The sequence below is a fragment of the Pantoea sp. ICBG 985 genome (genome assembly GCF_002928365.1).
Lineage (GTDB): Bacteria > Pseudomonadota > Gammaproteobacteria > Enterobacterales > Enterobacteriaceae > Pantoea > Pantoea dispersa.
In genome coordinates this window covers 645,299-668,865 of sequence record NZ_POWM01000002.1, presented here as the reverse complement: position 1 = coordinate 668,865, position 23,567 = coordinate 645,299, and the positions used below count along the sequence as shown (strand labels likewise).

25 protein-coding genes are annotated in these 23,567 nt (G+C 57.1%); 13 read left to right on the top strand and 12 right to left on the bottom strand.

Annotated elements, in window-relative coordinates:
- Positions 1 to 339: 339 nt before the first annotated feature.
- The 4 genes from manX to C1Y42_RS09125 all read left to right on the top strand — a co-directional run bounded on the left by manX (position 340) and on the right by C1Y42_RS09125 (position 3,571).
- The gene (gene manX / locus C1Y42_RS09140) at positions 340 to 1,302 is read left to right on the top strand and encodes a PTS mannose transporter subunit IIAB (protein WP_104093234.1); all 963 of its coding nucleotides are present in this window, start codon (positions 340 to 342) and stop codon (positions 1,300 to 1,302) included.
- Between the two features lie 57 nt (positions 1,303 to 1,359).
- On the top strand, positions 1,360 to 2,160 hold the full coding sequence (locus C1Y42_RS09135; protein WP_031280203.1) for a PTS mannose/fructose/sorbose transporter subunit IIC: 801 nt from the start codon (positions 1,360 to 1,362) through the stop codon (positions 2,158 to 2,160).
- Between the two features lie 14 nt (positions 2,161 to 2,174).
- Positions 2,175 to 3,020 (top strand): PTS mannose transporter subunit IID, encoded by an 846-nt coding sequence (locus C1Y42_RS09130; protein ID WP_021510027.1) that lies wholly within the window; start codon positions 2,175 to 2,177, stop codon positions 3,018 to 3,020.
- A gap of 92 nt (positions 3,021 to 3,112) precedes the next feature.
- Positions 3,113 to 3,571 (top strand): DUF986 family protein, encoded by a 459-nt coding sequence (locus tag C1Y42_RS09125; protein ID WP_104093233.1) that lies wholly within the window; start codon positions 3,113 to 3,115, stop codon positions 3,569 to 3,571.
- Here C1Y42_RS09125 and rlmA read toward each other — a convergent pair.
- The 5 genes from rlmA to C1Y42_RS09105 all read right to left on the bottom strand — a co-directional run bounded on the left by rlmA (position 3,568) and on the right by C1Y42_RS09105 (position 6,715).
- The gene (gene rlmA / locus C1Y42_RS09120) at positions 3,568 to 4,374 is read right to left on the bottom strand and encodes a 23S rRNA (guanine(745)-N(1))-methyltransferase (RefSeq protein ID WP_104093232.1); all 807 of its coding nucleotides are present in this window, start codon (positions 4,372 to 4,374) and stop codon (positions 3,568 to 3,570) included. The two genes, C1Y42_RS09125 and rlmA, sit on opposite strands and share 4 nt — an antisense overlap.
- A 140-nt stretch (positions 4,375 to 4,514) precedes the next feature.
- A complete protein-coding gene (cspE, locus tag C1Y42_RS09115; RefSeq protein ID WP_021510024.1) occupies positions 4,515 to 4,724 on the bottom strand; it encodes a transcription antiterminator/RNA stability regulator CspE in 210 nt (69 codons plus the stop codon).
- An 83-nt stretch (positions 4,725 to 4,807) separates the two neighbouring features.
- Complete coding sequence (locus C1Y42_RS23410; protein WP_110866451.1) at positions 4,808 to 4,882, bottom strand: DUF2627 domain-containing protein; 75 nt, start codon at positions 4,880 to 4,882, stop codon at positions 4,808 to 4,810.
- Positions 4,883 to 5,422: 540 nt separating this feature from the next.
- On the bottom strand, positions 5,423 to 6,421 hold the full coding sequence (locus C1Y42_RS09110) for an MBL fold metallo-hydrolase (protein ID WP_104093231.1): 999 nt from the start codon (positions 6,419 to 6,421) through the stop codon (positions 5,423 to 5,425).
- A gap of 18 nt (positions 6,422 to 6,439) precedes the next feature.
- Positions 6,440 to 6,715, bottom strand: coding sequence for a YebO family protein (locus C1Y42_RS09105; protein ID WP_021510022.1), 276 nt, complete (start codon positions 6,713 to 6,715; stop codon positions 6,440 to 6,442).
- Between the two features lie 218 nt (positions 6,716 to 6,933).
- Here C1Y42_RS09105 and C1Y42_RS09100 point away from each other — a divergent pair, with 218 nt between their 5' ends.
- The gene (locus C1Y42_RS09100; RefSeq protein WP_021510021.1) at positions 6,934 to 7,170 is read left to right on the top strand and encodes a YobH family protein; all 237 of its coding nucleotides are present in this window, start codon (positions 6,934 to 6,936) and stop codon (positions 7,168 to 7,170) included.
- Between the two features lie 40 nt (positions 7,171 to 7,210).
- Here the strand turns inward: C1Y42_RS09100 and kdgR are convergent, their stop codons facing one another.
- Positions 7,211 to 8,002 (bottom strand): DNA-binding transcriptional regulator KdgR, encoded by a 792-nt coding sequence (gene kdgR, locus C1Y42_RS09095; protein WP_058771238.1) that lies wholly within the window; start codon positions 8,000 to 8,002, stop codon positions 7,211 to 7,213.
- A 162-nt stretch (positions 8,003 to 8,164) separates the two neighbouring features.
- On the opposite strand from kdgR, the gene C1Y42_RS09090 reads away from it, so the two are divergent.
- Positions 8,165 to 9,547 carry an MFS transporter gene (locus C1Y42_RS09090; RefSeq protein WP_058774591.1) on the top strand — a complete coding sequence of 461 codons (1,383 nt, stop codon included), beginning with the start codon at positions 8,165 to 8,167 and terminating at the stop codon, positions 9,545 to 9,547.
- A 43-nt stretch (positions 9,548 to 9,590) separates the two neighbouring features.
- Here the strand turns inward: C1Y42_RS09090 and htpX are convergent, their stop codons facing one another.
- From htpX to C1Y42_RS09070, 4 genes are all read right to left on the bottom strand, one after another.
- Entirely contained in the window at positions 9,591 to 10,472 is an 882-nt protein-coding gene (gene htpX, locus C1Y42_RS09085) for a protease HtpX (RefSeq protein WP_021510018.1), read from the bottom strand.
- A 210-nt stretch (positions 10,473 to 10,682) separates the two neighbouring features.
- Complete coding sequence (prc, locus tag C1Y42_RS09080; protein ID WP_104093230.1) at positions 10,683 to 12,722, bottom strand: carboxy terminal-processing peptidase; 2,040 nt, start codon at positions 12,720 to 12,722, stop codon at positions 10,683 to 10,685.
- A gap of 20 nt (positions 12,723 to 12,742) precedes the next feature.
- Positions 12,743 to 13,423, bottom strand: a complete 681-nt coding sequence (gene proQ, locus C1Y42_RS09075; RefSeq protein ID WP_010616374.1) for an RNA chaperone ProQ — start codon at positions 13,421 to 13,423, stop codon at positions 12,743 to 12,745.
- A gap of 96 nt (positions 13,424 to 13,519) precedes the next feature.
- Positions 13,520 to 14,020: a GAF domain-containing protein gene (locus C1Y42_RS09070; RefSeq protein WP_058774590.1), complete on the bottom strand. Its 501-nt coding sequence runs from the start codon at positions 14,018 to 14,020 to the stop codon at positions 13,520 to 13,522.
- Positions 14,021 to 14,238: 218 nt separating this feature from the next.
- On the opposite strand from C1Y42_RS09070, the gene yebS reads away from it, so the two are divergent.
- From yebS to rsmF, 3 genes are all read left to right on the top strand, one after another.
- Complete coding sequence (gene yebS / locus C1Y42_RS09065; RefSeq protein ID WP_058771236.1) at positions 14,239 to 15,483, top strand: membrane integrity lipid transport subunit YebS; 1,245 nt, start codon at positions 14,239 to 14,241, stop codon at positions 15,481 to 15,483.
- The gene (locus C1Y42_RS09060) at positions 15,452 to 18,085 is read left to right on the top strand and encodes a PqiB family protein (protein WP_104093229.1); all 2,634 of its coding nucleotides are present in this window, start codon (positions 15,452 to 15,454) and stop codon (positions 18,083 to 18,085) included. Before yebS ends, C1Y42_RS09060 begins: the two co-directional genes overlap by 32 nt.
- Positions 18,086 to 18,198: 113 nt before the next feature.
- Complete coding sequence (gene rsmF / locus C1Y42_RS09055; protein WP_104093228.1) at positions 18,199 to 19,623, top strand: 16S rRNA (cytosine(1407)-C(5))-methyltransferase RsmF; 1,425 nt, start codon at positions 18,199 to 18,201, stop codon at positions 19,621 to 19,623.
- Between the two features lie 6 nt (positions 19,624 to 19,629).
- Here the strand turns inward: rsmF and C1Y42_RS09050 are convergent, their stop codons facing one another.
- Positions 19,630 to 20,277 carry a metallophosphoesterase gene (locus tag C1Y42_RS09050; protein ID WP_058774588.1) on the bottom strand — a complete coding sequence of 216 codons (648 nt, stop codon included), beginning with the start codon at positions 20,275 to 20,277 and terminating at the stop codon, positions 19,630 to 19,632.
- Positions 20,278 to 20,528: 251 nt separating this feature from the next.
- Here C1Y42_RS09050 and C1Y42_RS09045 point away from each other — a divergent pair, with 251 nt between their 5' ends.
- Together C1Y42_RS09045 and C1Y42_RS09040 are read left to right on the top strand one after the other, a co-directional pair.
- A complete protein-coding gene (locus C1Y42_RS09045) occupies positions 20,529 to 21,260 on the top strand; it encodes a trans-aconitate 2-methyltransferase (RefSeq protein ID WP_058774587.1) in 732 nt (243 codons plus the stop codon).
- Between the two features lie 232 nt (positions 21,261 to 21,492).
- Positions 21,493 to 22,254, top strand: a complete 762-nt coding sequence (locus C1Y42_RS09040; protein ID WP_193751821.1) for a hypothetical protein — start codon at positions 21,493 to 21,495, stop codon at positions 22,252 to 22,254.
- A gap of 43 nt (positions 22,255 to 22,297) precedes the next feature.
- Here the strand turns inward: C1Y42_RS09040 and C1Y42_RS23715 are convergent, their stop codons facing one another.
- Positions 22,298 to 22,468: a hypothetical protein gene (locus C1Y42_RS23715; protein WP_164861043.1), complete on the bottom strand. Its 171-nt coding sequence runs from the start codon at positions 22,466 to 22,468 to the stop codon at positions 22,298 to 22,300.
- Between the two features lie 386 nt (positions 22,469 to 22,854).
- On the opposite strand from C1Y42_RS23715, the gene C1Y42_RS09035 reads away from it, so the two are divergent.
- Both C1Y42_RS09035 and C1Y42_RS09030 read left to right on the top strand, forming a co-directional pair.
- Entirely contained in the window at positions 22,855 to 23,085 is a 231-nt protein-coding gene (locus C1Y42_RS09035; RefSeq protein WP_021510007.1) for a hypothetical protein, read from the top strand.
- A 75-nt stretch (positions 23,086 to 23,160) separates the two neighbouring features.
- A complete protein-coding gene (locus C1Y42_RS09030) occupies positions 23,161 to 23,553 on the top strand; it encodes a YgiW/YdeI family stress tolerance OB fold protein (protein WP_058757753.1) in 393 nt (130 codons plus the stop codon).
- The last annotated feature ends 14 nt before the right edge of the window (positions 23,554 to 23,567 follow it).

Genomic DNA, 23,567 nt, shown 5'->3' with positions numbered 1-23,567 from the left:
CCGGTACTCCTGAGTAATAAACAGAAAGCTAATGTATCAGTTACATCAATAACGTCAAAAAATTTTCTTACATTTACAAATAACTGCGCCAGCGCAAGAAACTGCCATAAAAATGCCCGTTGCCGCCGGTACGCTCCGAATAGCAGAGCAACGTCACATATTTTATTTTTTCGCTCACTAAAATAAATCGCGACCTTACTGCTGTATCGCGGAATGTTTTGGGCCTTTTCCTGATGACTTTCTTCAATTTAGTCCCGGGCGATCCACAGAAAATAACAACGGTAATTCTCAATGATTCCCGGCCATGGTCGGGAACTCTCATGCGAACGGAGGTAGCAAGTGACCATTGCGCTTGTAATTGGTACACATGGCTGGGCGGCAGAACAGCTGCTTAAAACAGCAGAAATGCTGTTGGGCGAGCAGGAAAATGTCGGATGGATTGATTTCGTACCCGGCGAAAATGCAGAAACGCTAATCGAAAAATATCAGGCACAGCTCGCCCGACTCGACACGTCGAAAGGCGTGCTGTTTCTGGTGGACACCTGGGGCGGCAGCCCGTTTAACGCCGCCAGCCGCATCGTGGTGGATAAACCGGGCTATGACGTTATTGCCGGGGTCAACATTCCCATGCTGGTGGAAACCCTGATGGGGCGCGATGACGATCCATCGCTGGAAGAGCTGATCCATATTGCCGTCGAGGCCGGCCGCGAGGGGGTGAAAGCGCTCAAAACCGAATCCGCCGCGCCGGCAGCGGCAGCGCTCGCCCCGAAAGCCCCTGCCCAGCCGCAGAAACCGCTGGCGCCGGGCGAGCACATGAAAATTGGCCTGGCCCGTATCGATGACCGTCTGATCCACGGCCAGGTGGCCACGCGCTGGACCAAAGAGACCAACGTGACGCGCATCATCGTCGTCAGTGATGAAGTGGCCAACGATCACGTACGCAAAACCCTGCTGACTCAGGTGGCGCCGCCGGGCGTAACCGCCCACGTGGTGGATATCGCCAAGATGATCCGCGTGTGGAACAACCCGAAGTACGGTTCCGATCGCGTGATGCTGCTGTTTACCAATCCGACCGATGTTGAGCGCGTGGTGGAGCAAGGCGTGGATATCAAGTCAGTGAATATCGGCGGCATGGCCTTCCGTCAGGGGAAAACGCAGGTTAATAACGCGGTGTCGGTGGATGAGAAGGACATCGCTGCCTTCCGCAAGCTGAATGAGCGCGGTATCGAACTGGAAGTGCGTAAAGTCTCCAACGACCCGAAACTGAAAATGATGGACCTGATTGCGAAGGTCAATGCCTGATTCGCCTGTGCCTGCGCGCGTGGGCAAAAAGTTCTGATCTTGCTGAGGAAAAATGCAATGGAAATAACCTCGCTACAAATAGTGTTGATATTTATTGTGGCCTGTATTGCCGGGATGGGATCGATTCTCGATGAGTTCCAGTTCCACCGGCCGCTGGTGGCCTGTACCCTGATTGGTGCAGTACTGGGTGATATGAAAACCGGCATCATCATCGGCGGTACGCTGGAGATGATCGCGCTGGGCTGGATGAACATCGGTGCGGCAGTGGCACCGGATGCGGCGCTGGCTTCCATCATCTCCACCATTCTGGTCATTGCCGGCGGTCAAAGCGTCGGTGCCGGTATTGCGCTGGCCATCCCGCTGGCCGCAGCTGGTCAGGTGCTGACCATCATCGTGCGTACCATCACTGTCGCCTTCCAGCACGCTGCGGATAAAGCTGCGGAGAAAGGCAACCTGACGGCGATTTCGTGGATCCACGTCTCTGCCCTGCTGCTGCAGGCGATGCGTATCGCTATCCCGGCGCTGATTGTGGCGGTCTCGGTCGGTACCAGCGCGGTACACAGCCTGCTGAGTTCGATTCCGGAAGTGGTCACCAATGGTCTGAATATCGCCGGCGGCATGATCGTGGTGGTCGGTTACGCGATGGTCATCAACATGATGCGTGCCGGTTACCTGATGCCGTTCTTCTATCTTGGCTTTGTCACCGCCGCGTTCACCAACTTTAACCTGGTGGCGCTGGGCGTGATTGGCGTGGTAATGGCGGTGCTGTACATCCAGCTGGCGCCAAAATACAACCGCGTTGCAGGCGCCGCCTCGGCGGGCCCGGCTAACAACGACCTCGACAACGAACTCGACTAGGAACAGGTGACATCATGGTAGATACAACCAATACTCCAAAGAAACTCACCCCCGGTGACGTGCGCGGTGTGTTCCTGCGCTCCAACCTGTTTCAGGGGTCGTGGAACTTTGAACGCATGCAGGCGCTGGGCTTCTGCTTCTCAATGGTGCCGGTGATCCGTCGCCTGTATCCGGAAAACAACGACGAGCGCAAGCAGGCGATTAAGCGTCACCTTGAGTTCTTCAACACCCATCCTTACGTGGCAGCGCCAGTGCTCGGCGTGACCATGGCCATGGAAGAGCAGCGCGCCAACGGTGCGGCGATCGATGACGGTGCTATTAACGGGATCAAAGTGGGTCTGATGGGTCCGCTGGCTGGCGTGGGCGACCCGATTTTCTGGGGGACCGTGCGTCCGGTGTTCGCCGCACTGGGTGCCGGTATCGCGATGAGCGGCAGCCTGCTTGGTCCGCTGCTGTTCTTCTTCCTGTTTAACATTGCGCGTATGCTGACCCGCTATTACGGCGTGGCCTATGGCTATCGCAAAGGGGTGGATATCGTCAGCGATATGGGCGGCGGCTTCCTGCAAAAACTTACCGAGGGGGCATCGATACTCGGCCTGTTTGTCATGGGGGCGCTGGTCAACAAGTGGACACACGTCAACGTGCCGCTGGTGGTATCCCGCATCACCGACCAGACCGGCAAAACCACGGTCACCACCGTGCAGTCGATTCTCGACCAGCTGATGCCCGGCCTGATTCCACTGCTGCTGACCTTTGGCTGTATGTGGCTGCTGCGCCGTAAAGTTAACGCGCTGTGGATCATCGTTGGCTTCTTTGCCATCGGTATCTTTGGTTACTGGATCGGCCTGCTCGGTCTCTAATCTCACCGCCGGGAGTCAGACTCCCGGCGTTTTTTAAACGGCGTGACCTGAGCGCCAACGCTGAGGTCACTTCGGTTGAGGAAGAAGCCTGTATGTCACTGACTGACGCCCTGATTGCCCTGCTGATCGCCGCTCTCGCCCTGTTTGCGATTTACGACGATGTCATCCTGCCCCGCCGCAATGGACCGACCCGACTGCGCGTCACCCTGCGTCGCCGCCATAAAATCGACAGCGGCATCTTTATCGTGCTGCTACTGATTCTGCTGTGGAACAACGTCAGCCATCATGGCCCGCAGCTCACCACTACCCTGCTGATGGTGCTGTGCTTTATGGCTATCTGGCTGTTCTGGATCCGCAGCCCGCGGCTGCTGATGAAAAATGACGGCCTGTTTTTTGCCAGCGTGTGGATTGATTACCGGCGTATTCAGAGTATGAACCTGTCAGAGGATGGCATTCTGGTGATGCAGCTGGAGCAGCGTCGCCTGCTGATTGCGGTGAAACAGCTCGACGATCTGGAGAAAATCTATCATATGCTGGTGGAGGCGCGTTAAACGCGCTGCCACAGCGTCAGGGTGAAATCCGCGTCACAGCTAAAGGTGGCGCTGGAGGCCAGCTGCTGCCACACCGCTTCACGCGCACGCCAGGCAAAGGGGGTCATCTGCAGCAGGCTCACCGCTTCCGCCCCGTTCAGCGTCATCGTGTAGTGGAGGTTTTGCTGATCGATCTGCTCAAATCCCGCATAGTTTTTCTCTTCCGCCGTATGCAGCTGCACTTCACGATAGATCAACGCCTTAAACTGCTGCAGATGGTGCGGCCCCGGCGTCACCGTCAGCAAATAGCCGCCGGGCCTGATAACGCGGCTCAGCTCCTGCTCGTTACAGGGCGCGTAAATGCGCACGATGGCGTCCAGTGAACCATCGGCAAACGGCAGGCGCTGGCTGGAGGCGACACAAAAGTTAACCGCGCGATAGCGCTTTGCCGCCATGCGCACCGCGGCTTTGGCCACATCCAGACCGTACAGATGGCTGTCGGGCAACGCGGCAGCCAGGGCGGCGGTGTAATAGCCTTCGCCACAGCCGATATCCAGCAGCTGCGCGGGCCGGTTCGTGAGCGGCTGAGCCAGACGTTGCGCCACCCGATCGCGCAGCGGCTGATAGTGTCCGGCATCCAGAAAGGCCCGGCGCGCCTGAAGCATCTCTGCGCTGTCGCCCGGTTCCCGTGAACCTTTGTGCTGCACCGGCAGCAGGTTGACGTACCCCTCTTTCGCCCGATCGAACTGATGACCGGACGCACAGCGATAACTGCTGGCGTGCAGGTGCAAAGCGAGGTGGCAAAGTGGGCAAATCAACGACATAGATAACTCCGGGTTAGCGATTCGCGGCGCAGTTTACCCTGATCATCCGGTAACAGAAAGGATAAAGAAAAGCCCCGCTCATTGAGCAGGGCTTTTAAGATTCGATTCAGCGGTGCATGACACCGAGCCTGAGAGCGAAATCAGATAGCAGTAACGTTAACTGCTGCCGGGCCTTTCTGGCCGTCCTGAATTTCAAACTCAACTTGTTGACCTTCGGCCAGGGTTTTAAAACCGTTGCCCTGGATAGCAGAGAAGTGAACGAACACGTCTTTGCTGCCGTCAGCAGGAGTAATAAAACCAAAACCTTTAGACTCGTTGAACCACTTAACCTGACCTTTAATCTTTGCCATTTTTGCAAATTCCTTAGAGTGTTTATATTGCCCGCAGGCAGTCTTACAGAGAAACCAGAGACATTACTGAATGAGGCACTAATTTAAGGTTCGGCAAGGAAGCGGTATTCAACGTCAACGTCTTTACTCGTAACTTCTTTACTGAAGATGCCATACATAAACAGAACTGTACCTCGTTTGACCCACGATTCGTTATCACATATCCGCTAATTAATGGCAAGCCATTTTTAAACAGTGATCGACATGCCGCACATAATTGCCTGAAACCGGCAGCGAAAGGTGGATAACGTTATTGACAGCAACGCCTCAGCGTGTGCAAAAAAAGTCTATGCGTCAGTATAGTTAGCGCCAGACTCGCGTTTCGTCAAGCGAAGCGCTAAACGCTGCTTTTTCACATTTAAACCGAATAAGTTTAGGCAAAAAATATTGCATTAATATGGCACAGATAAGCTATTTCACTGGCCGTTGTGCAATGAGCAACATAAACTGCGTAGCGCTCAAATCTTGTACAATAAATTGCTGGCAGTACAAGTTAAAAATAGTTTTGCACCAAAATCAGGAAAATATAATCGCCGTTGCCCCAAATATAAGCAGACTGCACGCTGGCATTTATCTCATTTTTTTCTAAACACCCAACAATTAAATGTTAAAAAGCGCGGAAGCCGCTGGCATTTAACAAAAATGGCTTAGGATAAATCTTAATCGTAATTCATCAGGCTGCGGCTCTCGCCAATTCGCCATGGGGCAAAAGGCGCATCCACCTCGCCCGCCTGCTGCAAGGCTTGCGCCAGCACCGTCGGCGGATCGTCAAGCGATTCGTCCGCCAGCTCAAATACGCCCCAGTGAATGGGAATCGCCAGCGGTCGCCCTATCTGCTGCCAGAGCTGTACCGCCTGATCCGGGTCCATGTGCTGGCCGCGCATGAACCATTTTGGTGCATAGGCACCTATCGGTAACGCAGCCAGATTAAACGGCCCCAGACGCTGCGCGATGGCAGAGAGATTATCGCTGTAGCCGCTATCGCCGGAGAACCAGAAATTGAGCGGCGCATTATGCACTACCCAGCCGCACCACAGCGACCGGTTGCGATCCCAGAAGGTGCGCATGCTCCAGTGGCGCGCGGGAACGGCTGTGAAGCTGATGTCGTCCAGGTGCACCTGCTGCCACCAGTCCAGTTCGGTGACGGTGCGCACGCCACGCCGGCGACACCAGTCGGCCATCCCCAGCGGCACCAGAAAGTGCGCGGCAGGAAAGCGGCGGGCGATGCGTTTTACCGTAGGCCGATCAAGGTGGTCGTAATGGTTATGCGAGATCAGCACATAATCAAGATGCGGCAGCTGCGCCACGCTGAGCGGCGCCGGGGTTTTACGCTGCGGCCCGGCAAACGGCAACGGCGAGGCGCGTGCCGACAGCGCCGGGTCGATCAAAATATAACGCTGATTGAGACGCAGCAGGAGCGCGGCATGGCCCAGCCACCAGACACGGTCATCTTCACCGCTCAGGTCGGCCAGCTGGCACCAGCTGGCGGTAAAGGCCGCATAGCCGGACTGCGGTGGCAGCGGCAGATTCTGCTGCTTACGCTCACGCCGCCAGCGCTGTAGATCGCCAGGCTGACGTAACTCCTCTTCCGGGTTACGAAAGCCGTGCGGCGTATGATGGGCCAGCGAAGCGTCATACCAGGGATTTTGCCAGGCCATGGCCTCTCCGTTGTGTGCTTAACGTTCCGGGATCAGGCGAATAAAGTCGCGCTTGTCCCCGGTATCCTGCTCATCCTGCGCTTTTTCGGCCACCGGCTGCGCCTCAGCGATACGGCGCAGTAGCGCGTTCTGTTTCTTTTGCTCTTCCAGCAGCGCTTCCAGCAGCTGAAGCTGTTCACTGGCGCGCACGCTGGCCCGGTTAACAAAAAACCAGGCAATAAAGGCCACAACCACAATGATGGCCAGCACGCCATAGTTAAACAGCGGACCGGTACTGGCGGCTAATTCGTTCATAACTGCATCAATCCTCAAACATCATTCAGGTACATCGCCGCTGATTCTACTCGTTGCGTGCGGAAAAGATATGGTGGCGGAGATAAAGCAGATTATCCCGCCTGCGTGCCGCTTTCAGTTATCTCTGATCGATCCGGCGAGAAAAGCGAGGCATGCTGCTACTATAGAGTTCGCAGCAATGCGGGAACAGCTGCGTTATGTAACACAAGGAGATAAAAATGAAACTACTGATTCGTGCGGTGATGGTGCTGGCTGTCTTGTGGCTGGCGATGCTGTTTACCGGCTACGGCGTGTTAACCGGCAGCAATAAAAACGCAGCCGGGCTGGGCTTACAGTGCAGCTACCTGACCGCGCGCGGCATGATTACCGCACAGTATCTGCACACCGACAGCGGCATTGTTGGCGTTACCGATTGTCCACTGCTGAAGAAAAGCGGCGAAGTGGTCGACAACTAAGTTAAGCCGCCTGCCGGGCTGCACGTCAGCCCGGCAGGATTCAGAACGGATAGTCGTAATAGCCCATTTGCTCCGACACCTTACGCGCGGCACGGTGCAGCATCGCCACATACTCTTTTTTTGCCGGTTCGGAGAAGCGCACCGTCGGAAAAGAGAGACTCATGCCGGCAATCACCACGCCGAAGCGATCAAACACCGGTACCGCCAGACAGCGAATCCCCGCTTCCTGCTCTTCATTATCCTCACCAAAGCCCTGTTGCCTGACCTGATCCAGCACCGGCAGTAGCGCCTGCGCGTTGACGATAGTGTTAGCGGTGCTGCGACGGAATTCCACTTCACGCAGAATGTCGTTCACCTCCGCGCGCTCACGCCACGCCAGCAGCACTTTGCCGATGGCGGTACTATGCAGCGGATTACGCCGGCCGATGCGCGAATACATGCGCAGGTTATACAGCGAGTCAATCTTATGGATATAGACGATGCTGTCTTCTTCCAGCGCGCCGAGATGAATGGTCTCTTTGGTCTGGCGCGACAGTTCGCGCATCTCCACATCGGCGCTGCGAATCAAATCCACGTTCTGCAGCGCGTGCGCGCCAAGTTCAAACAGTTTGAGCGTCAGCGAATATTTTTCGCTCTCGCCCTCCTGCGCCACGTAGCCGAGTGATTTCATGGTCTGCAGAAAGCGGTAGACCGTGCTTTTCGACATCATAACCCGCTGCGAAAGCTCGGTGATGCCGTGATCGCGCTCTTCACCCAGCGCCTGCAGAATGCCAAACACTTTCATCACCGATGAAACGGCATCCGGCTGTTTATCGTTATCGCGGCTCGCCATGCGGGACTTCCTTAACGCTTTTGCAAAAAACGCCAGTATAGAGGTTACAGCCGGACGGCGGCAACGACACATCCACTTGTAATTTTTGTCCATTAATGCGGTGATTTCAGGCAGAAAATTGATTAGCATGATGATATTCACTTACTTCACTTCTCTCTGTTTATGTCTCCTACCGTGTCTCAGGATGGATTACCCGTTCCACAGCGTTACGGCGCGATAATTACCATTGCGCTTGGCATCATGATGGCGGTGCTGGACGGCGCGATTGCCAACGTGGCGCTGCCGACCATTGCGCGTGAGCTGAACGCCAGCCCGGCGGAATCGATCTGGATCGTCAACGCCTATCAAATCGCTATCGTGATTTCGCTGCTGTCGCTGTCGTTTCTTGGCGATATGTTCGGCTACCGGCGCGTCTATCAGGTCGGGCTGGTGCTGTTTGTATTCACCTCGCTGTTCTGCGCCCTTTCCTCTTCGCTGAATATGCTCACCGTGGCGCGCGTGCTGCAGGGCTTCGGCGGTGCGGCGCTGATGAGCGTCAACACTGCGCTAATCCGTATTATTTACCCGCAGCGCTTCCTGGGACGCGGCATGGCCATCAACTCGCTGATCGTGGCCGTTTCCAGCGCCGCCGGTCCCACGGTGGCGGCCGCGATTCTCTCCATCGCCAGCTGGAAATGGCTGTTCCTGATCAACGTGCCACTCGGTGTGGTGGCGCTGTGGCTGGCGCTGCGCTTCCTGCCGGATAACACGCAGAAAGCGAAGCAGCAGAAATTTGATGTGCCGAGCGCCATCATGAATGCGCTGTTTTTCGGCCTGCTGATTTCAGCGCTGACCGGCTTCGCGCAGGGAGAAAATGGCTGGCTGATTGCGGGTATGCTGCTGGCGCTGCTGCTGATCGGCGTGGTGTTTGTGCGGCGTCAGCTGGCGATGCCGGTGCCGCTGCTGCCAGTAGATTTGCTGCGCATTCCGGTGTTTTCGTTGTCGATCGGCACCTCGATCTGTTCGTTCTGTGCACAAATGCTGGCGATGGTGTCGCTGCCGTTTTTCCTGCAAAACGTACTGGGCCGGGATGAAGTCGCGACCGGTCTGCTGCTGACGCCGTGGCCGCTGGCTACCATGGTGATGGCACCGATTGCCGGCCGTCTGATCGAGAAGTTTCATGCCGGGCTGCTGGGTGGGCTGGGGCTGGCGCTGTTTGCCGCCGGGCTGTTTCTGCTGGCGCTGCTGCCTGCACAGCCCACGGATGCCGATATTATCTGGCGCATGATGCTGTGCGGTGCCGGCTTCGGGCTGTTCCAGTCACCCAACAATCACACCATCATCTCGTCGGCTCCGCGCCAGCGCAGTGGCGGTGCCAGCGGCATGCTCGGCACCGCGCGACTGGTCGGGCAAAGCACCGGCGCCGCGCTGGTGGCGCTGATGTTTAACCTGTTCAACGACAGCGGCACGCATGCCTCGCTGCTGCTGGCCGGGACCTTTGCCAGCGTGGCGGCGATCGTCAGTATGCTGCGCATGACGCAAAGCCGTCAGCCGGCAGAGTCATAAAAAAAAGGGCGCCCGCAGGCGCCCTGTTCATTTTCTATATGGCTTACTTAAGGTAGGCACCGCTGCGCAGCGCTTCGATACGCTTGTCGAGCGGCGGGTGCGACATAAACAGCTCGCTCAGCGACTTACCTTTACCGTTAATACAGAACGCCATCATGCTGCTGGGTTCCTGCGGTTCGTAGCTGGTTTTCAGGCGCTGCAGCGCGGCAATCATCTTTTCACGCCCCACCAGCTTCGCAGAGCCGGCGTCGGCGTGGAATTCGCGATGGCGCGAGAACCACATGGTGATGATGCTGGCGAGAATACCAAACACCAGTTCCAGCACTGTCGCCACGGCAAAATAGACCAGCGGATTGCCGTTGCTGCTCTCTTCACCGTCGCGGTTGCCGGACAGGAAGCCAGACGCCACCTGCGCAATGATACGCGAAATGAAGATCACGAAGGTGTTCACGATACCCTGAATCAGCGTCATGGTGACCATGTCACCGTTCGCGATGTGGGCGATCTCGTGCGCCAGCACCGCCTCCGCTTCGTCGCGGCTCATGTTCTGCAGCAAACCGGTGGAGACCGCCACCAGCGAGGCGTCACGGCGTGCGCCGGTGGCAAAGGCGTTGATATCGGGCGCGTGGTAAATCGCCACCTGCGGCATCGCAATGCCGACCTGCTGAGCCTGGCGGCCGACGGTTTCCATCAGCCAGCGTTCCGTCTCGTTACGGGGTTGTTCAATCACTTCACCGCCGACCGAGCGTAACGCCATCCATTTGGACATCAGCAGTGAAACAAACGCACCGCCAAAGCCAAACAGACCTGCCATAATCATCAGACCCTGAACACTGCTTGACTGGATTCCTGTCAGACTCAGAATCAGTCCGAATACCAACATCACCGCCAGGTTGGTGACCAGGAAAAGCGCAATACGCATCATAAACGTTAATCTTCCTCAGTTGTGCTCGCGCTCATGCGCGGATATACATCCTATGTCCATTGTGGCGCTTTTCAAGCGACCTTAATCTTTAAGTGCCTAAAAAGACATAACTTTACATTTGGTAATGGTAGCAGGTACAGCCTGCCGGGCGACGATTTGCAGGCAAAAAAAAGCACCGCCGCAGCGGTGCTGTGATTTCAGGCCGAAGGGTTACTTCGCTGCCGCCGGCGCTGGCTGATCTTTTTCCAGCTGGGCCAAATCGTTAGCGATTTTCACCGTTTCATCCAGATACGGATCCGGCTCTTTGTAGTCTTTCGGCAGATCGTCCAGGCTCTTCAGCGGCGCTTTGCCTTCCGCCTGGTAGCGCGCATTGATGCGTTCCAGACGCAGCGCATCTTCTTCGTGGTTCTCTTTCTCGCGCTGGGCCAGATTGAGCGACACGATGTTACGCTTGTCCTTCATCGCGTTGAAACGCGCGATGTCTTTCATGATGTACTGGAACTCGCGATCTTTGGCGATGCGATCGGCGTGATCTTTGGTCAGCTGCGGCACCAGCGGCGTGATATCGCCGGTTTTGGTGTAGGTCGCTGCGTTGATGCTGTCCCACGGCAGCGCGTTATCCTCAAATTTCTCGCCGGTCTCTGCCGCTTCCACACCGGTCGGCATCAGCAGGTCTGGCGTGACGCCTTTCCGCTGAGTACTGCCACCGTTGATGCGGTAGAACTTCTGAATGGTGTACTGGACTGAGCCCAGCGCCGGCCATTCCGGACGCAGCATCTGATCGTAGATGCGGTTGAGTGAGCGATACTGCTGCACCGTGCCCTTACCAAAGGTCGGTTCGCCGACAATCAGGGCGCGGCCGTAATCCTGCATCGCCGCGGCAAAGATTTCCGACGCCGAGGCGCTGAAGCGATCGACCAGCACTACCAGCGGACCTTTGTAGTAAACGATGCCGTCGTTGTCGCTGTCCTCACGCACGCGACCATTATTGTCACGCACCTGCACCACCGGACCACTCGGAATAAACAGGCCGGAGAGCGATACCGCTTCGGTCAGCGCGCCGCCGCCGTTGGTACGCAGATCGATGACGATGCTGTCGACGTTCTGCTTCTGCAGTTTCTGCAGCTGCACTTTCACATCATCGGTCAGGCCAACGTAGAAGCCCGGGATATCCAGCACGCCGACTTTCTCTTTGCCGACGTTGTGCACGGTGCCCTTCACCGCGCGATCTTCCAGACGGATTTTCTCACGCGTCAGCGTCACGGTACGGGTTTTGGTGCCCTTGCCGGCTGGCAGGATCTCGAGGCGCACTTTGCTGCCCTTCGGCCCTTTAATTTTGGACACCACGTCATCCAGACGCCAGCCAATCACATCTTCCATTGGCTTGCCCGGCTGGCCGACGCCCACAATGCGGTCGCCCACGCTGATGGATTTGCTCTTGGCCGCCGGACCACCGGCGACCATCGAGTTGATCACCGTGTAGTCATCATCCATCTGCAGCACGGCACCGATACCTTCCAGCGACAGGCTCATTTCGGTATTGAACTGCTCGGTGTTGCGCGGTGACAGATAGTTAGTATGCGGGTCGATTTCATGCGCGAACGCGGTCATAGCCAGCTGGAACACATCTTCGCTGTTGCTTTGTGCCAGACGACGGATGGCAAAGTTGTAGCGCTTGGTCAGCGTCTCGCGAATCTCTTTGTCATCTTTCCCGGCCAGCTTCAGGCTCAGCTCGTCATACTTCACCTTGGCATCCCACAGCGCGTTTAGCTCATCTGTGCTTTTCGGCCACGGTGCTTTGGCACGATCGATATCGATGGTGTCATTGCCGGTGAAGTTCATCGGGCGGTTCAGCACGCTGAGCGCATACTGATAGCGCTCGAAGCGGCGCTTCTGCGCCAGATTATAGAGATCGTAAAACACATCCAGCTTGCCGCTGCGCAGCTCATCACCGAGCGTGGTTTTCTTGTCGGCGAATTGTGCCACGTCCGACGCCAGCAGCACGTTATGGCTGTAATCGAGCAGATTCAGGTAGCGGTCAAAAATTTTCGCCGAAAAATCCTGATTCAGATCGAACTGACGATAGTGAGAGCGGGTGAAACGCGAAGTGACGCGTTCACTGACGGTAGGATGCTGTGCTTCTTCGTGTAACTGGGGAATCTGGTCGGCGCGGGTAATGTTGTCCGCGCCAAAGGTGGGGCCTGCCAGCAGCAGGCCCGCGATCATACCGATCTTAAAAATGCTGTTCATGCCAGGGTCGGGCCTCCGTTTCAGAACTGCAAGTGTTCTGCGCGCACAATCATTGCCAGGCCGGAAGCGAGCTGGACCCGGACGCCATCTTTGGTAATTTCCAGGATGGTAGCGTCCATTGCACTTTTGCCTGCTTTGACTTTGATGTTTTGACCCGCTTGCAACGTTGAAGTGTCAGTGACGGGTTTTGCCCGCGGTGGACGCGGAGCAGCCTGACGCTCACCGGCCGCAGCACGCGGTGCCTGTGGACGTGGCTTACGCGGTGCGTCACCCTCCGCCGCTTTACGGGCAGCAGGCTTGCGCGGACGACGCTCAGCGGTCTCTTCACCGGCTTCACGTTTTTTCGCTTTTTGCTGCTCGCGCTGCGCCTGCACGCGCGCTTTGGCTTCTTCCAGCTGCTTGCGCGCATGTTCTACGTGCTGCTCATCCAGCACGCCACAGGCGTTGCCGTCGAGATCGACACGGGTGGCACCGGCTTTAATGCCGTAAAGATAACGCCAGCTTGAGGTATAAAGGCGTAAGGCCGAACGCAGTTGCGTCTTGCTCAGGCTGTTTTCGCCCTGAACGCGCTCCACCAGATCCTGAAAGATACCGATTTTGAGCGGACGCGCTTCACCTTCGGCGCTAAAGCAGTGCGGAAAACGCTGCGCCAGAAAGGCGATGACTTCTTTACTGCTGTTCAACTTAGGTTGATTTTCCATGAAATTTCCTGATTACAACGGGTTTGCCGACCAGAGCAGGCATGAACAGGCGACATTATAATGACAACATCGCCAAATGCTATGTGATCCAGTCGATTAGCTGCGCGTCAGCTGAAGAAATTTTTCGATGTCGCTGTTCGCCAGCACTGCACAAAGCCCGTCGGTAAGGGCTACCAGCCCCGCTTCATCCTCGCTATCGAAGCGAGAATAAACCGTACTGTCGATGTCGAGAACACCGACCATCGTGCCATTCACTTTCAGAGGAATCACGATTTCCGCGTTACTGGCGGCGTCGCAGGCAATGTGCCCCGGGAAAGCGTGCACGTCTTCAACCCGCTGCACGCTATCCTCCGCAACCGCGGTGCCACATACGCCTTTACCCACCGGAATGCGTACGCAGGCGATTTTGCCCTGGAACGGACCCAGCACCAGCGTCTCCGGCTCGGTCAGCAAATAGAAGCCTGCCCAGTTAACCCCTTCCAGGCGTTCAAACAGCAGCGCACTGCAGTTGCCCAGCGCCGCCAGGAAAGAAGTTTCGCCCGCTAACAGTGCGCGGACATCGCGATTTAAATCCTCGTAAAAGGCTTTTTTGTTCATTGTTTAACCATAACTCATCACTGGCGTGACCTTGTTGTCACTCAGTTGTTAAAATAAGCACTAATAATCCAACCCCACAAGGTGAATCATTGTGTTAGTTACTATACCCTTAGCACGCTATGCTTGAGACTATTCTCGTACCATAGATTGATGCAGACAGACGTGCTCTGCTGCGCATGCCGGTAACTGTAACGAACAATGGGCCCCTTGCGTCATTTATGAAAATTCACGCCATCAGCCAGACGTTGCCCCACGCACGTTATCAGCGTTGCCCGCAATGCGATACCCTTTTTTCCTTACCGGATGTGAAATCGCATCAGTCGGCTTATTGCCCGCGCTGTCATGCCCGTATTCAGAACGGTCGCGACTGGTCAATGACGCGGCTCACCGCCATGGCCGTCACGATGATCGTACTAATGCCGTTCGCCTTCAGCCTGCCGCTGGTGGATATCCGCCTGCTTGGCATGCGCATCAACGCCAGCCTGCTGGAGGGCGTGCTGCAGATGGCGCAACAGGGCAACGTGCTGACAGCCGCCATGGTGGCGTTTTGCACGATTGGCGCGCCAGTGACGCTGGTGGCCGGCATCTGCTATTTGTGGATTGGCCACGCGCTCGGCATGAACCTGCGCCCGGTCCTGCTGATGCTGGAGAAGCTCAAAGAGTGGGTCATGCTGGATATCTATCTGGTCGGCGTGGCGGTGGCGTCGATTAAGGTGCAGGATTATGCCGCGCTGGAGGTCGGCTACGGGCTGGTCGCCTATATCGCGCTAACCATTATGAGCCTGCTGACGCTGATTCATCTCAACGTGGAGGAGCTGTGGGAACATTATTACCCGCAGTCGGTGCCGCACGAACCGCCCGAGCGGTGGCAGGTTTGCCTGAACTGCCACCATACCGGTATGCCCGATGAACGCGGACGCTGCACGCGCTGCCATACGCCGCTCGATTTTCGCCGCCGCCACAGCCTGCAAAAATCCTGGGCGGCGCTGATCGCCTCGATTGTGCTGCTGATCCCGGCTAACCTGCTGCCGATTTCGGTGGTGTACGTCAACGGTGCGCGGCGCGAAGACACCATTTTCTCCGGTATTCTTGGCCTCGCCTCCGGTAACGTGCCGGTGGCCGCGGTGGTGTTTATCGCCAGTATTCTGGTGCCGTTTACCAAGGTGTTGGTGATGCTGACGCTGTTGCTCAGCATCCATTTTAAGTGTGAACAGGGTTTGAAAACCCGCATCCGTCTGCTGCGCGCCGTCACCTGGGTGGGCCGCTGGTCGATGCTGGATCTGTTCGTCATTGCTTTAACCATGTCGCTGGTCAATCGTGATCAGCTGCTGGCTTTTACCATGGGACCTGCCGCCTTCTACTTTGGCGCGGCAGTCATCCTGACCATTATGGCCGTTGAGTGGCTCGATAGCCGCCTGATCTGGGATGCACATGCAACAGGAAACGCCGACTACACCGACTAGCGCTAATCTGCGTAATAAACGCAAGATTTCGCCGTTCTGGCTTTTGCCCATTATCGCCCTGCTGATTGCCGGCTGGCTGTTATGGACCAATTATCAGGAGCGCGGCACCACCATCACCATCAACTTCCAGACCGCGGACGGCATCGTGCCGGGCCGCACGCCGATTCGCTATCAGGGCGTGGAAGTGGGCACCGTGCAGGGCATTGTGCTGAGCGATGACTATCGCAGCATTCAGATCAAAGCCAGCATCAAGAGCGACATGCGCGATGCGCTACGGGAGAACACCCAGTTCTGGCTGGTGACGCCAAAAGCCTCGCTGGCGGGCGTCTCCGGGCTGGATGCGCTGGTGGGCGGTAACTACATCGGCATGATGCCCGGCGACGGCAAAGAGCGCGATCACTTCACCGCGCTGGATACCCAGCCGAAATACCGGGTAAACACCGGCGAACTGCTGATTCACCTGCACGCGCCCGATCTCGGATCGCTCAACACCGGTTCGCTGGTCTATTACCGTAAAATTCCGGTCGGCCGCGTCTATGACTACAGCATTAACGGTAATACCGATGGCGTGACCATCGATGTGCTGATTGAGCGGCGCTTTACCAACCTGGTAAAAAAACAGAGCCGCTTCTGGAATGTGTCGGGCGTTGACGCCGATGTCAGCCTGAGCGGCGCCAAAGTGAAGCTGGAGAGCCTGGCCGCGCTGGTGAATGGCGCAATTGCCTTTGACTCACCGGACAGCGGCGAACAGGCCAACAGCGATCAAAACTATCAGCTCTATTCGGATCTGGCACATAGCCAGCGCGGCGTGCTGATTTCGCTCGATCTGCCCAACGGCGACAACCTGAAAGCCGACAGCACGCCGCTGATGTATCAGGGGCTGGAAGTGGGCACCCTGACCAGACTGACGCTGCTGCCGGGCGGCAAAGTGTCCGGTGAGCTGACGATCGATCCCTCCGTCACCGGCCTGATGCGCAGCGGCACGCGGATTGAGATGCGCGCGCCGAAACTCAGCCTGACCGACACCAGCCTGAGCAGCCTGCTGACCGGCAATACGCTGGAACTGGTCCCGGGCGAAGGTGAGCCGCAGGATCACTTCAGCGTGCTGCCAGCCAGCGAAACGCTGTTGCAGAAGCCGGATGTGCTTACCGTTCAGCTCAGCGCGCCGGAAACCTACGGTATCGACGCCGGACAGCCGGTGATGCTGTATGGCGTGAAGATCGGCCAGGTGATTTCGCGCCGGCTGGATGAAAACGGCATCAGCTTTGTGGCGGCCATCAATCCGGAGCATCGCCAGCTGGTGCACGCCGACAGTAAGTTCATCGTTAACAGCCGTCTCGACGTTAAATTTGGCCTCGACGGCATGCAGGTGCTGGGTGCCAGCGCGCGCGAATGGGTCGACGGCGGTATCCGGCTGGTGCCGGGTGCGAAAGGTCAGCCGTCCAGCCGCTATCCGCTGTACGCCGACTCAGAGCGCGCGGCGGAAGGCATTACCGGCGATCAGCCGCCGACCACGCTCAAACTGACCGCCAACAGCCTGCCGGATGTACAGGCCGGCTCGGTGGTGCTGTACCGCAAGTTTCAGGTCGGTGAAGTGGTGGATGTGGTGCCGCGCGCCGATGCGTTTGAGATTTCGGTCCATATCCAGCCGCAGTATCGCAAGCTGCTGACCAGCGAAAGCGTGTTCTGGGCCGAAGGCGGTGCCAAAGTCCAGCTTAACGGCAGCGGTCTGACCGTGCAGGCTTCACCGCTGAACCGCGCGCTGAAAGGCGCAATCAGCTTTGATAACCTGACGGGCGCGCAGGCGGCGAAAGGCGCTAAGCGCGTGCTCTATCCGTCTGAAACCGCCGCGCGTGCGGTGGGCAGCCAGATTACCCTGCACACCTTTGATGCCAGCAAACTGTCGGCAGGCATGCCAATCCGCTACCTCGGCATCAACGTCGGTCAGGTGGAGTCGCTGGCGCTGAGCCAGGATAACAACCAGGTGGTGGCGAAAGCGGTGCTCTATCCGGAGTATGTGCAGGACTTCGCGCGCATCGGCAGCCGCTTCTCTGTTGTCTCGCCGGAGATTTCGCCCGCCGGCGTTAATCACCTGGAAACGCTGCTGCAGCCGTATGTGAACGTGGACCCGGGCAAAGGCGCGCTGGCGCGCAGCTTTGAACTGCAGGAGAGCACCATTACCGATTCGCGTTACCTTAACGGGCTGAACATCTATGTGGATACCACCGAAGCCGGTTCGCTGTCGATTGGCACGCCGGTGCTGTTCCGCGGTGTAGAAGTCGGCACGGTCACCGGCACTTCGCTGGGTAACATGGCCGACCGCGTGCAAATCGCGCTGCGCATCAGCAAAAAGTATCAGCATCTGGTGCGTAACAACTCGGTGTTCTGGCTGGCCTCCGGTTATAACCTCGACTTTGGTCTGATTGGCGGCGTGGTGAAAACCGGCACCTTCCAGCAGTTCATTCGCGGCGGCATCCAGTTTGCCACACCACCAACGGTGCCGCTGGCGCCGCAGGCCGGTGCCGACAAGCACTTCCTGCTGCAGGATGAAGCGCCAAAAGAGTGGCGCAACTGGGGCACGGCGATTCCGTCGCCAAACTAAGACGACGGGCAGCCTGCGGGCTGCCCGACTTATTTGCGCCGGGGATATTGCGCACGGCTGTACCTGAGCCGGGCTCGGCGTTACACTTCGCCCTCACTTTGTTAGTCCGGTAGATATCCGTGTCCGATCGTTTTCCTGAAGATTTTCTCGCGCTGATGCGCGCCAGCCTGGCCGACGAGGCCGAACTCGAACGCTTTCTCGCCATCAGTCAGCAGCCGCTGCGCCGCAGTCTGCGCGTCAATACGCTGAAAATCAGCGTGGAGGATTTTCTCACGCGCGTGGCGGGCTACGGCTGGCAGCTGACGCCGATTCCGTGGTGTCGGGAAGGCTTCTGGATTGCGCGTGATGACGAATCGCTGCCGCTCGGCAGCGTCGCGGAACACCTCAGCGGTCTGTTCTATATTCAGGAAGCCAGCTCAATGCTGCCGGTCACCGCGCTGTTTGACGCCGCGCCGGATGCCCGCCAGGTGATGGACGTGGCCGCTGCGCCGGGCTCAAAAACCACGCAAATGGCCGCGCTGATGCGCAATCAGGGCGCGATCCTCGCCAATGAATACTCCGCCAGCCGGGTGAAAGTGCTGCATGCCAATATCAGCCGCTGCGGCGTCAGCAATGTGGCGCTGACCCATTTTGACGGGCGCGTCTTTGGTGCCGCGCTGCCGGAACAGTTCGATGCCGTACTGCTGGATGCGCCCTGCTCCGGCGAAGGCGTGGTGCGCAAAGATGCTGACGCGCTGCGCAACTGGACGCTGGCCAGCACCGAGGCCATCGCCGCCACCCAGCGCGATTTACTCGACAGCGCTTTTCACGCGCTGCAACCGGGCGGCACGCTGATTTACTCGACCTGTACGCTTAATACTATCGAAAACCAGCAGGTGATTGCCTGGCTGCAGCAGCGCTATCCGCAGGCGCTGGAAATTGTGCCGCTCAACGATATGTTCGCTGGCGCCGAACGCGCGCTGACGCCGGAAGGCTTCCTGCACGTGTTTCCGCATATCTTCGACAGCGAAGGCTTTTTCGTCGCGCGGCTGCGCAAAACTGCCAGCGTGCCGCCATTACCGGCGCCGACCTACAAACTCGGCAAGCTGCCCTTCTCGCCCGCCAGCCGCAAGCTGGTAGCGGAGGTGGCGCAGGCCGCGCACAAGGTGGGACTGCACTGGGATGAGAGCCTGACGCTGTGGCAGCGCGACAAAGAGCTGTGGCTGTTCCCGGCGGCGCTGGAGAGCTGGCTCAGCAAAGTGCGTTTCTCGCGTATCGGTCTCAAACTGGCGGAAACCTTCCCGAAAGGCTTTCGCTGGCAGCATGAAGCGGTGGTGGCGCTGGCGCAACCGGACAGCGCGCTGGCGTTCGAACTGGACGAAGCGCAGGCGGAAAGCTGGTATCGCGGACAGGATATCCATCCCGACACGCCGCCCGCGCGTGATGAAGTGATTGTCACCTACCAGCAGCAGCCGCTGGGCCTGGCGAAACGCGTTGGAAGCCGCATCAAAAACAGCTATCCGCGTGAACTGGTGCGCGACGGGCGGCTGTTCCGCTAACACGCATTACTGCAACTGCACCAGCGTCAGCCGGTTGCCAAATACCGCGCCGGTATCAATGTAATGCTGATTCGCGGCGTTAAGCGGCTGCTCCAGCGGCGTATGGCCAAAGTAGAACGCACTGGCACCGGCGATCGGCTGCGAACGACCGCGCTGATGGCGAGCGAGCCGGTCGCGGCTCCAGACGACCTGATGCCAGTCGACATCCTGTCCCAGTGCATAGGCACTGGCAGGATAGTCAGCATGAGCAATGACGATGACGTGCTCCTCGAATTGCAGATGTAAAATCAGCGGCAGTTCGGCACAGCGCTTCAGCGCATGACGCGCGGCAATCAGCCGCGCACCGCTCAGCTGCCAGAACCAGTCCCCGCCGTTCATCATCCACAGCATCGGATCGTCGCCCTGCAGCGCATCGAGTGCCATCTGCTCGTGATTACCGCGCACGCAGCGGAACCACGGCTCTTCCAGCAGTTGCAGACAGCCAAGGCTGTCCGGCCCGCGGTCGATTAAATCCCCGACCGATAGCAGCAGATCCTGTTGCCGATCAAAGCCCTGCCGCAGCAGCTGCGCATCAAGCTGCGCGCGGCAGCCGTGCAAATCACCGACCACCCAAATATTGCGCCAGTTATTTGCACGCAGCGTCTGATAAAACATGTAATCTGCCCCGGTTGACTGGAAGTTTAGTAAACCCGGCATAAAGTATAGTCCGGTGAGGGGTAGCCGCGGAGGCATCAGCGTGAGCAGTCGGAAACAGTTTGTTGGCATCCTCGTGATGATTTTTATTGGCAGCCTGCTGCTGCTGGAGTCGCTCGCGCGCCTGGTGCATCTGCTTTTTGTTGGCTGAGCGGTGTTTCATACCGCGCTAAACGCTTACACTCCTTTGCGTCTTATTGAAAGGAGTCGCCATGAGTCAGAATATCTACGATAACCCCGATTTTTTTGCTGGCTACGCCACCCTGCCGCGTTCGGTCAACGGACTGGACGGCGCGCCCGAGTGGCCCGCGCTGCGGGCAATGCTGCCTGAACTGCGTGACCAGCGCGTGCTGGATTTGGGCTGCGGCTACGGCTGGTTTTGTCGTTATGCGCAGCAGCAAGGCGCGCGTGAAGTGCTGGGGCTGGATGTGTCAGAAAAAATGCTGGCGCAGGCCGCTGCCATGACCGATCGGCCAGGCATCACTTACCAGCGCGCTGACCTCGAAACCCTGCAGCTCAGCAGCACTTTTGATGTGGTGTACAGTTCGCTGGCGCTACACTATCTCAGCCATATCGACGCCCTGTTTGCCACGATTTTTCATGCGTTACGTCCCGGCGGCGCGCTGGTGTTTTCATGCGAGCATCCGATTTATACCGCTCCGCGTCAGCAGGAGTGGTTCATCGATGATGCCGGGCAGCGCAGCTGGCCAGTCAATCAGTATCAGCAGGAAGGGGAACGGATCAGCAACTGGTTTGCCGCCGGCGTGAAGAAGCAGCACCGCAAGCTGGCAACCTGGATTAACGCGCTGATTGCCGCCGGTCTGGTGATTGAACGGCTGGATGAGTGGGGTCCGGATGTACAGCAGGTAGCGGAGAATCCGGCGCTGGATGAGGAGCGCGAGCGTCCGATGCTGTTTTTGCTGGCGGCGCGCAGGCCGCTGTAAGGTTTTCAGCAGTGGCTGCATCCTGCAGCCCTGTGAAAATTCCCCCCGGCGCTTATCTCCGGCACTCAATCAAGGTGTTAGCTCTGTAAGGGACGGCACCTACTGTAACGCTTAAGATTATTCCGAACAAGTTAAATGATATTAACTATCATTCTCAACTATTGATCTGGCGCGCTGTTAATGCCCGTTGCGTTTGTGTCGCTTCTGTCTGCTGAATCCCACAGGAGCCCGCATGATCACTGACTACACCTTTAACTATCTGAATGGCCTGGATGTGCACTATCGCTATAAACCGGCCAGTCTGGATAATCAGCATCTGTTGATTGTCATGTCCGGGTTTAACCTGCCCGATCCTACCGTGTATGATTTTACTTTGCTGGAGCACACCCGCGCAGCCGTGTTATGGATCAAAGACGATTTCAACGGTTTGCCAGCGTATTACCTGTGTAACAATCTCCAGTTCAACATCGAGCACGGCGTCAGTCAGCTCATCCGGGCGGTGATTGAGCTAACCCAACCTTCTGATGTGACCATTCTGGGCGCGTCGAAAGGCGGCAGTGCCGCGCTCTACTTCGGTATCCGCCACAACATCAGAAACATTATTACTGCAGTGCCGCAGTTTTTTCTCGGTGACTATGCAAGCCAGATTTGGCCCAGTGTGGGTAAAGCGATGATGGGAGAGATAAGCCCGGCTGCGGTCGCGTTGCTAAATAAATACCTGCCCAATGCCCTGCGACGCGATCGCCAGACGCAGAAAAATATTTATTTGTTTACTGCTCTGGCCGATCATCAGCGCGAGCAGGAAGTGTTACCGCACCTCGGGCTGCTGGAAAAATACAGTAATTTCAATCTGATAGAATCGTCATCACCCTGTATCACGCAACATAATGAGGTGACCCGCTATAACCTCAACCTGATTCTGGCGCTGATATATCAGCTGGAGCAGAATATCACCCCGCGCTGGGGCCATATTCGCAACGGCAGCGGTTGGTAACGGCGCAGCTGAGAATCATAGGTTGGCTATGACGAATCCCCGGTTAACGCGTGATTAAAAAGATCGCCAGCATAAAACCGACAAACAAACCGGCAAAGGTCAGCAAACCGGTGCGCGGCGTTTTGGCCTGACCGACAATCGCGCCGATAAAAATGCTCAGAATGGTGAGCGTGCCAATCATCACCCAGAGAAGATATTGTGTATTTGCTGCCATGCGAAATCCTGTTAAGCGGCCATCAATCAATGCGCCCTGTTATACCATTTTTCGCTGTGGCTGGCTGCTGCAAATATCCGCTGTGTTGCGCTCAGCATAACAATGCATCACATGTGACAACGTCACTTGTGTATTATCTCACGCAATGTTATCGCGCTTAATAATTGCGCTAATTGAGCAAATAAAGTCCGGCAACAAGGGTACCGACGGAAATAATATGGAATAGCTCAGTCATGGTAGCAACCTCAATTTAATGCCTGTACGACTCAGTCAAGAACAGCATCTGGCGTTCGTCAAATCATCACCGCCTGCAATAAGCGCAGCCGATGGCATAAATACCAATCGATGCTTAACTGAATACGTACCCATAAGACAGGAGGAAAGCCATGAGCCAGTCTGCATTAGCCACCTACCTTGCGTTAAGCGACGACGACCTCAATGAGATGGGCATCCGTCCGGACACGCTGTTCGAAGCGCAGCCCGACGATAACGGCGCCGCCGGTTACTATTTCAACGTACCGGACACCACGCCGCAGCGCGTGCTGGGGCAGAAACGCTGGTCGCTGGGCGATCGCATCGACATTCCGGCCAGCGTGTTAAATAACGATTCAGCGTAACGGCTCCCGCGATGCGCGATCCTGTGCCAGGCTTAAGTCATTGTGGAATGTTGCAATCATGAGGGAATGATTATGATGAAAAAAACGGTACTGGCGTCACTGCTGATGGTGTTTAGTCTGGGCGCTATCGCTGAACAGGGCGGCTTTGAGGGCGGTAAAACCCCGCCGCCGCAGAAACAACAGGACGCCGGTTATAAAGGTTCTGAAGATACCGGCCAGACACATATCGAACAGATTCGGGATTTTCGTCAGGGCGGCTATGTCACGCTGGAAGGCTATATCGTTAAAAAGTTAAGCGGTGATAATTATCAATTCCGCGACAGCACCGGCACCGTGACCATTAAGGCTGCAGCCGATACCTTCAAAGGCAAAACCTATAACGCCGAGGATCAGGTCCGGGTGAGCGGCAAAGTATATGGCCGGGGCGAAAATACCCGCGTCGATGTTGCACGTATCGAAGAACCTTAATGCATTATTGTCCG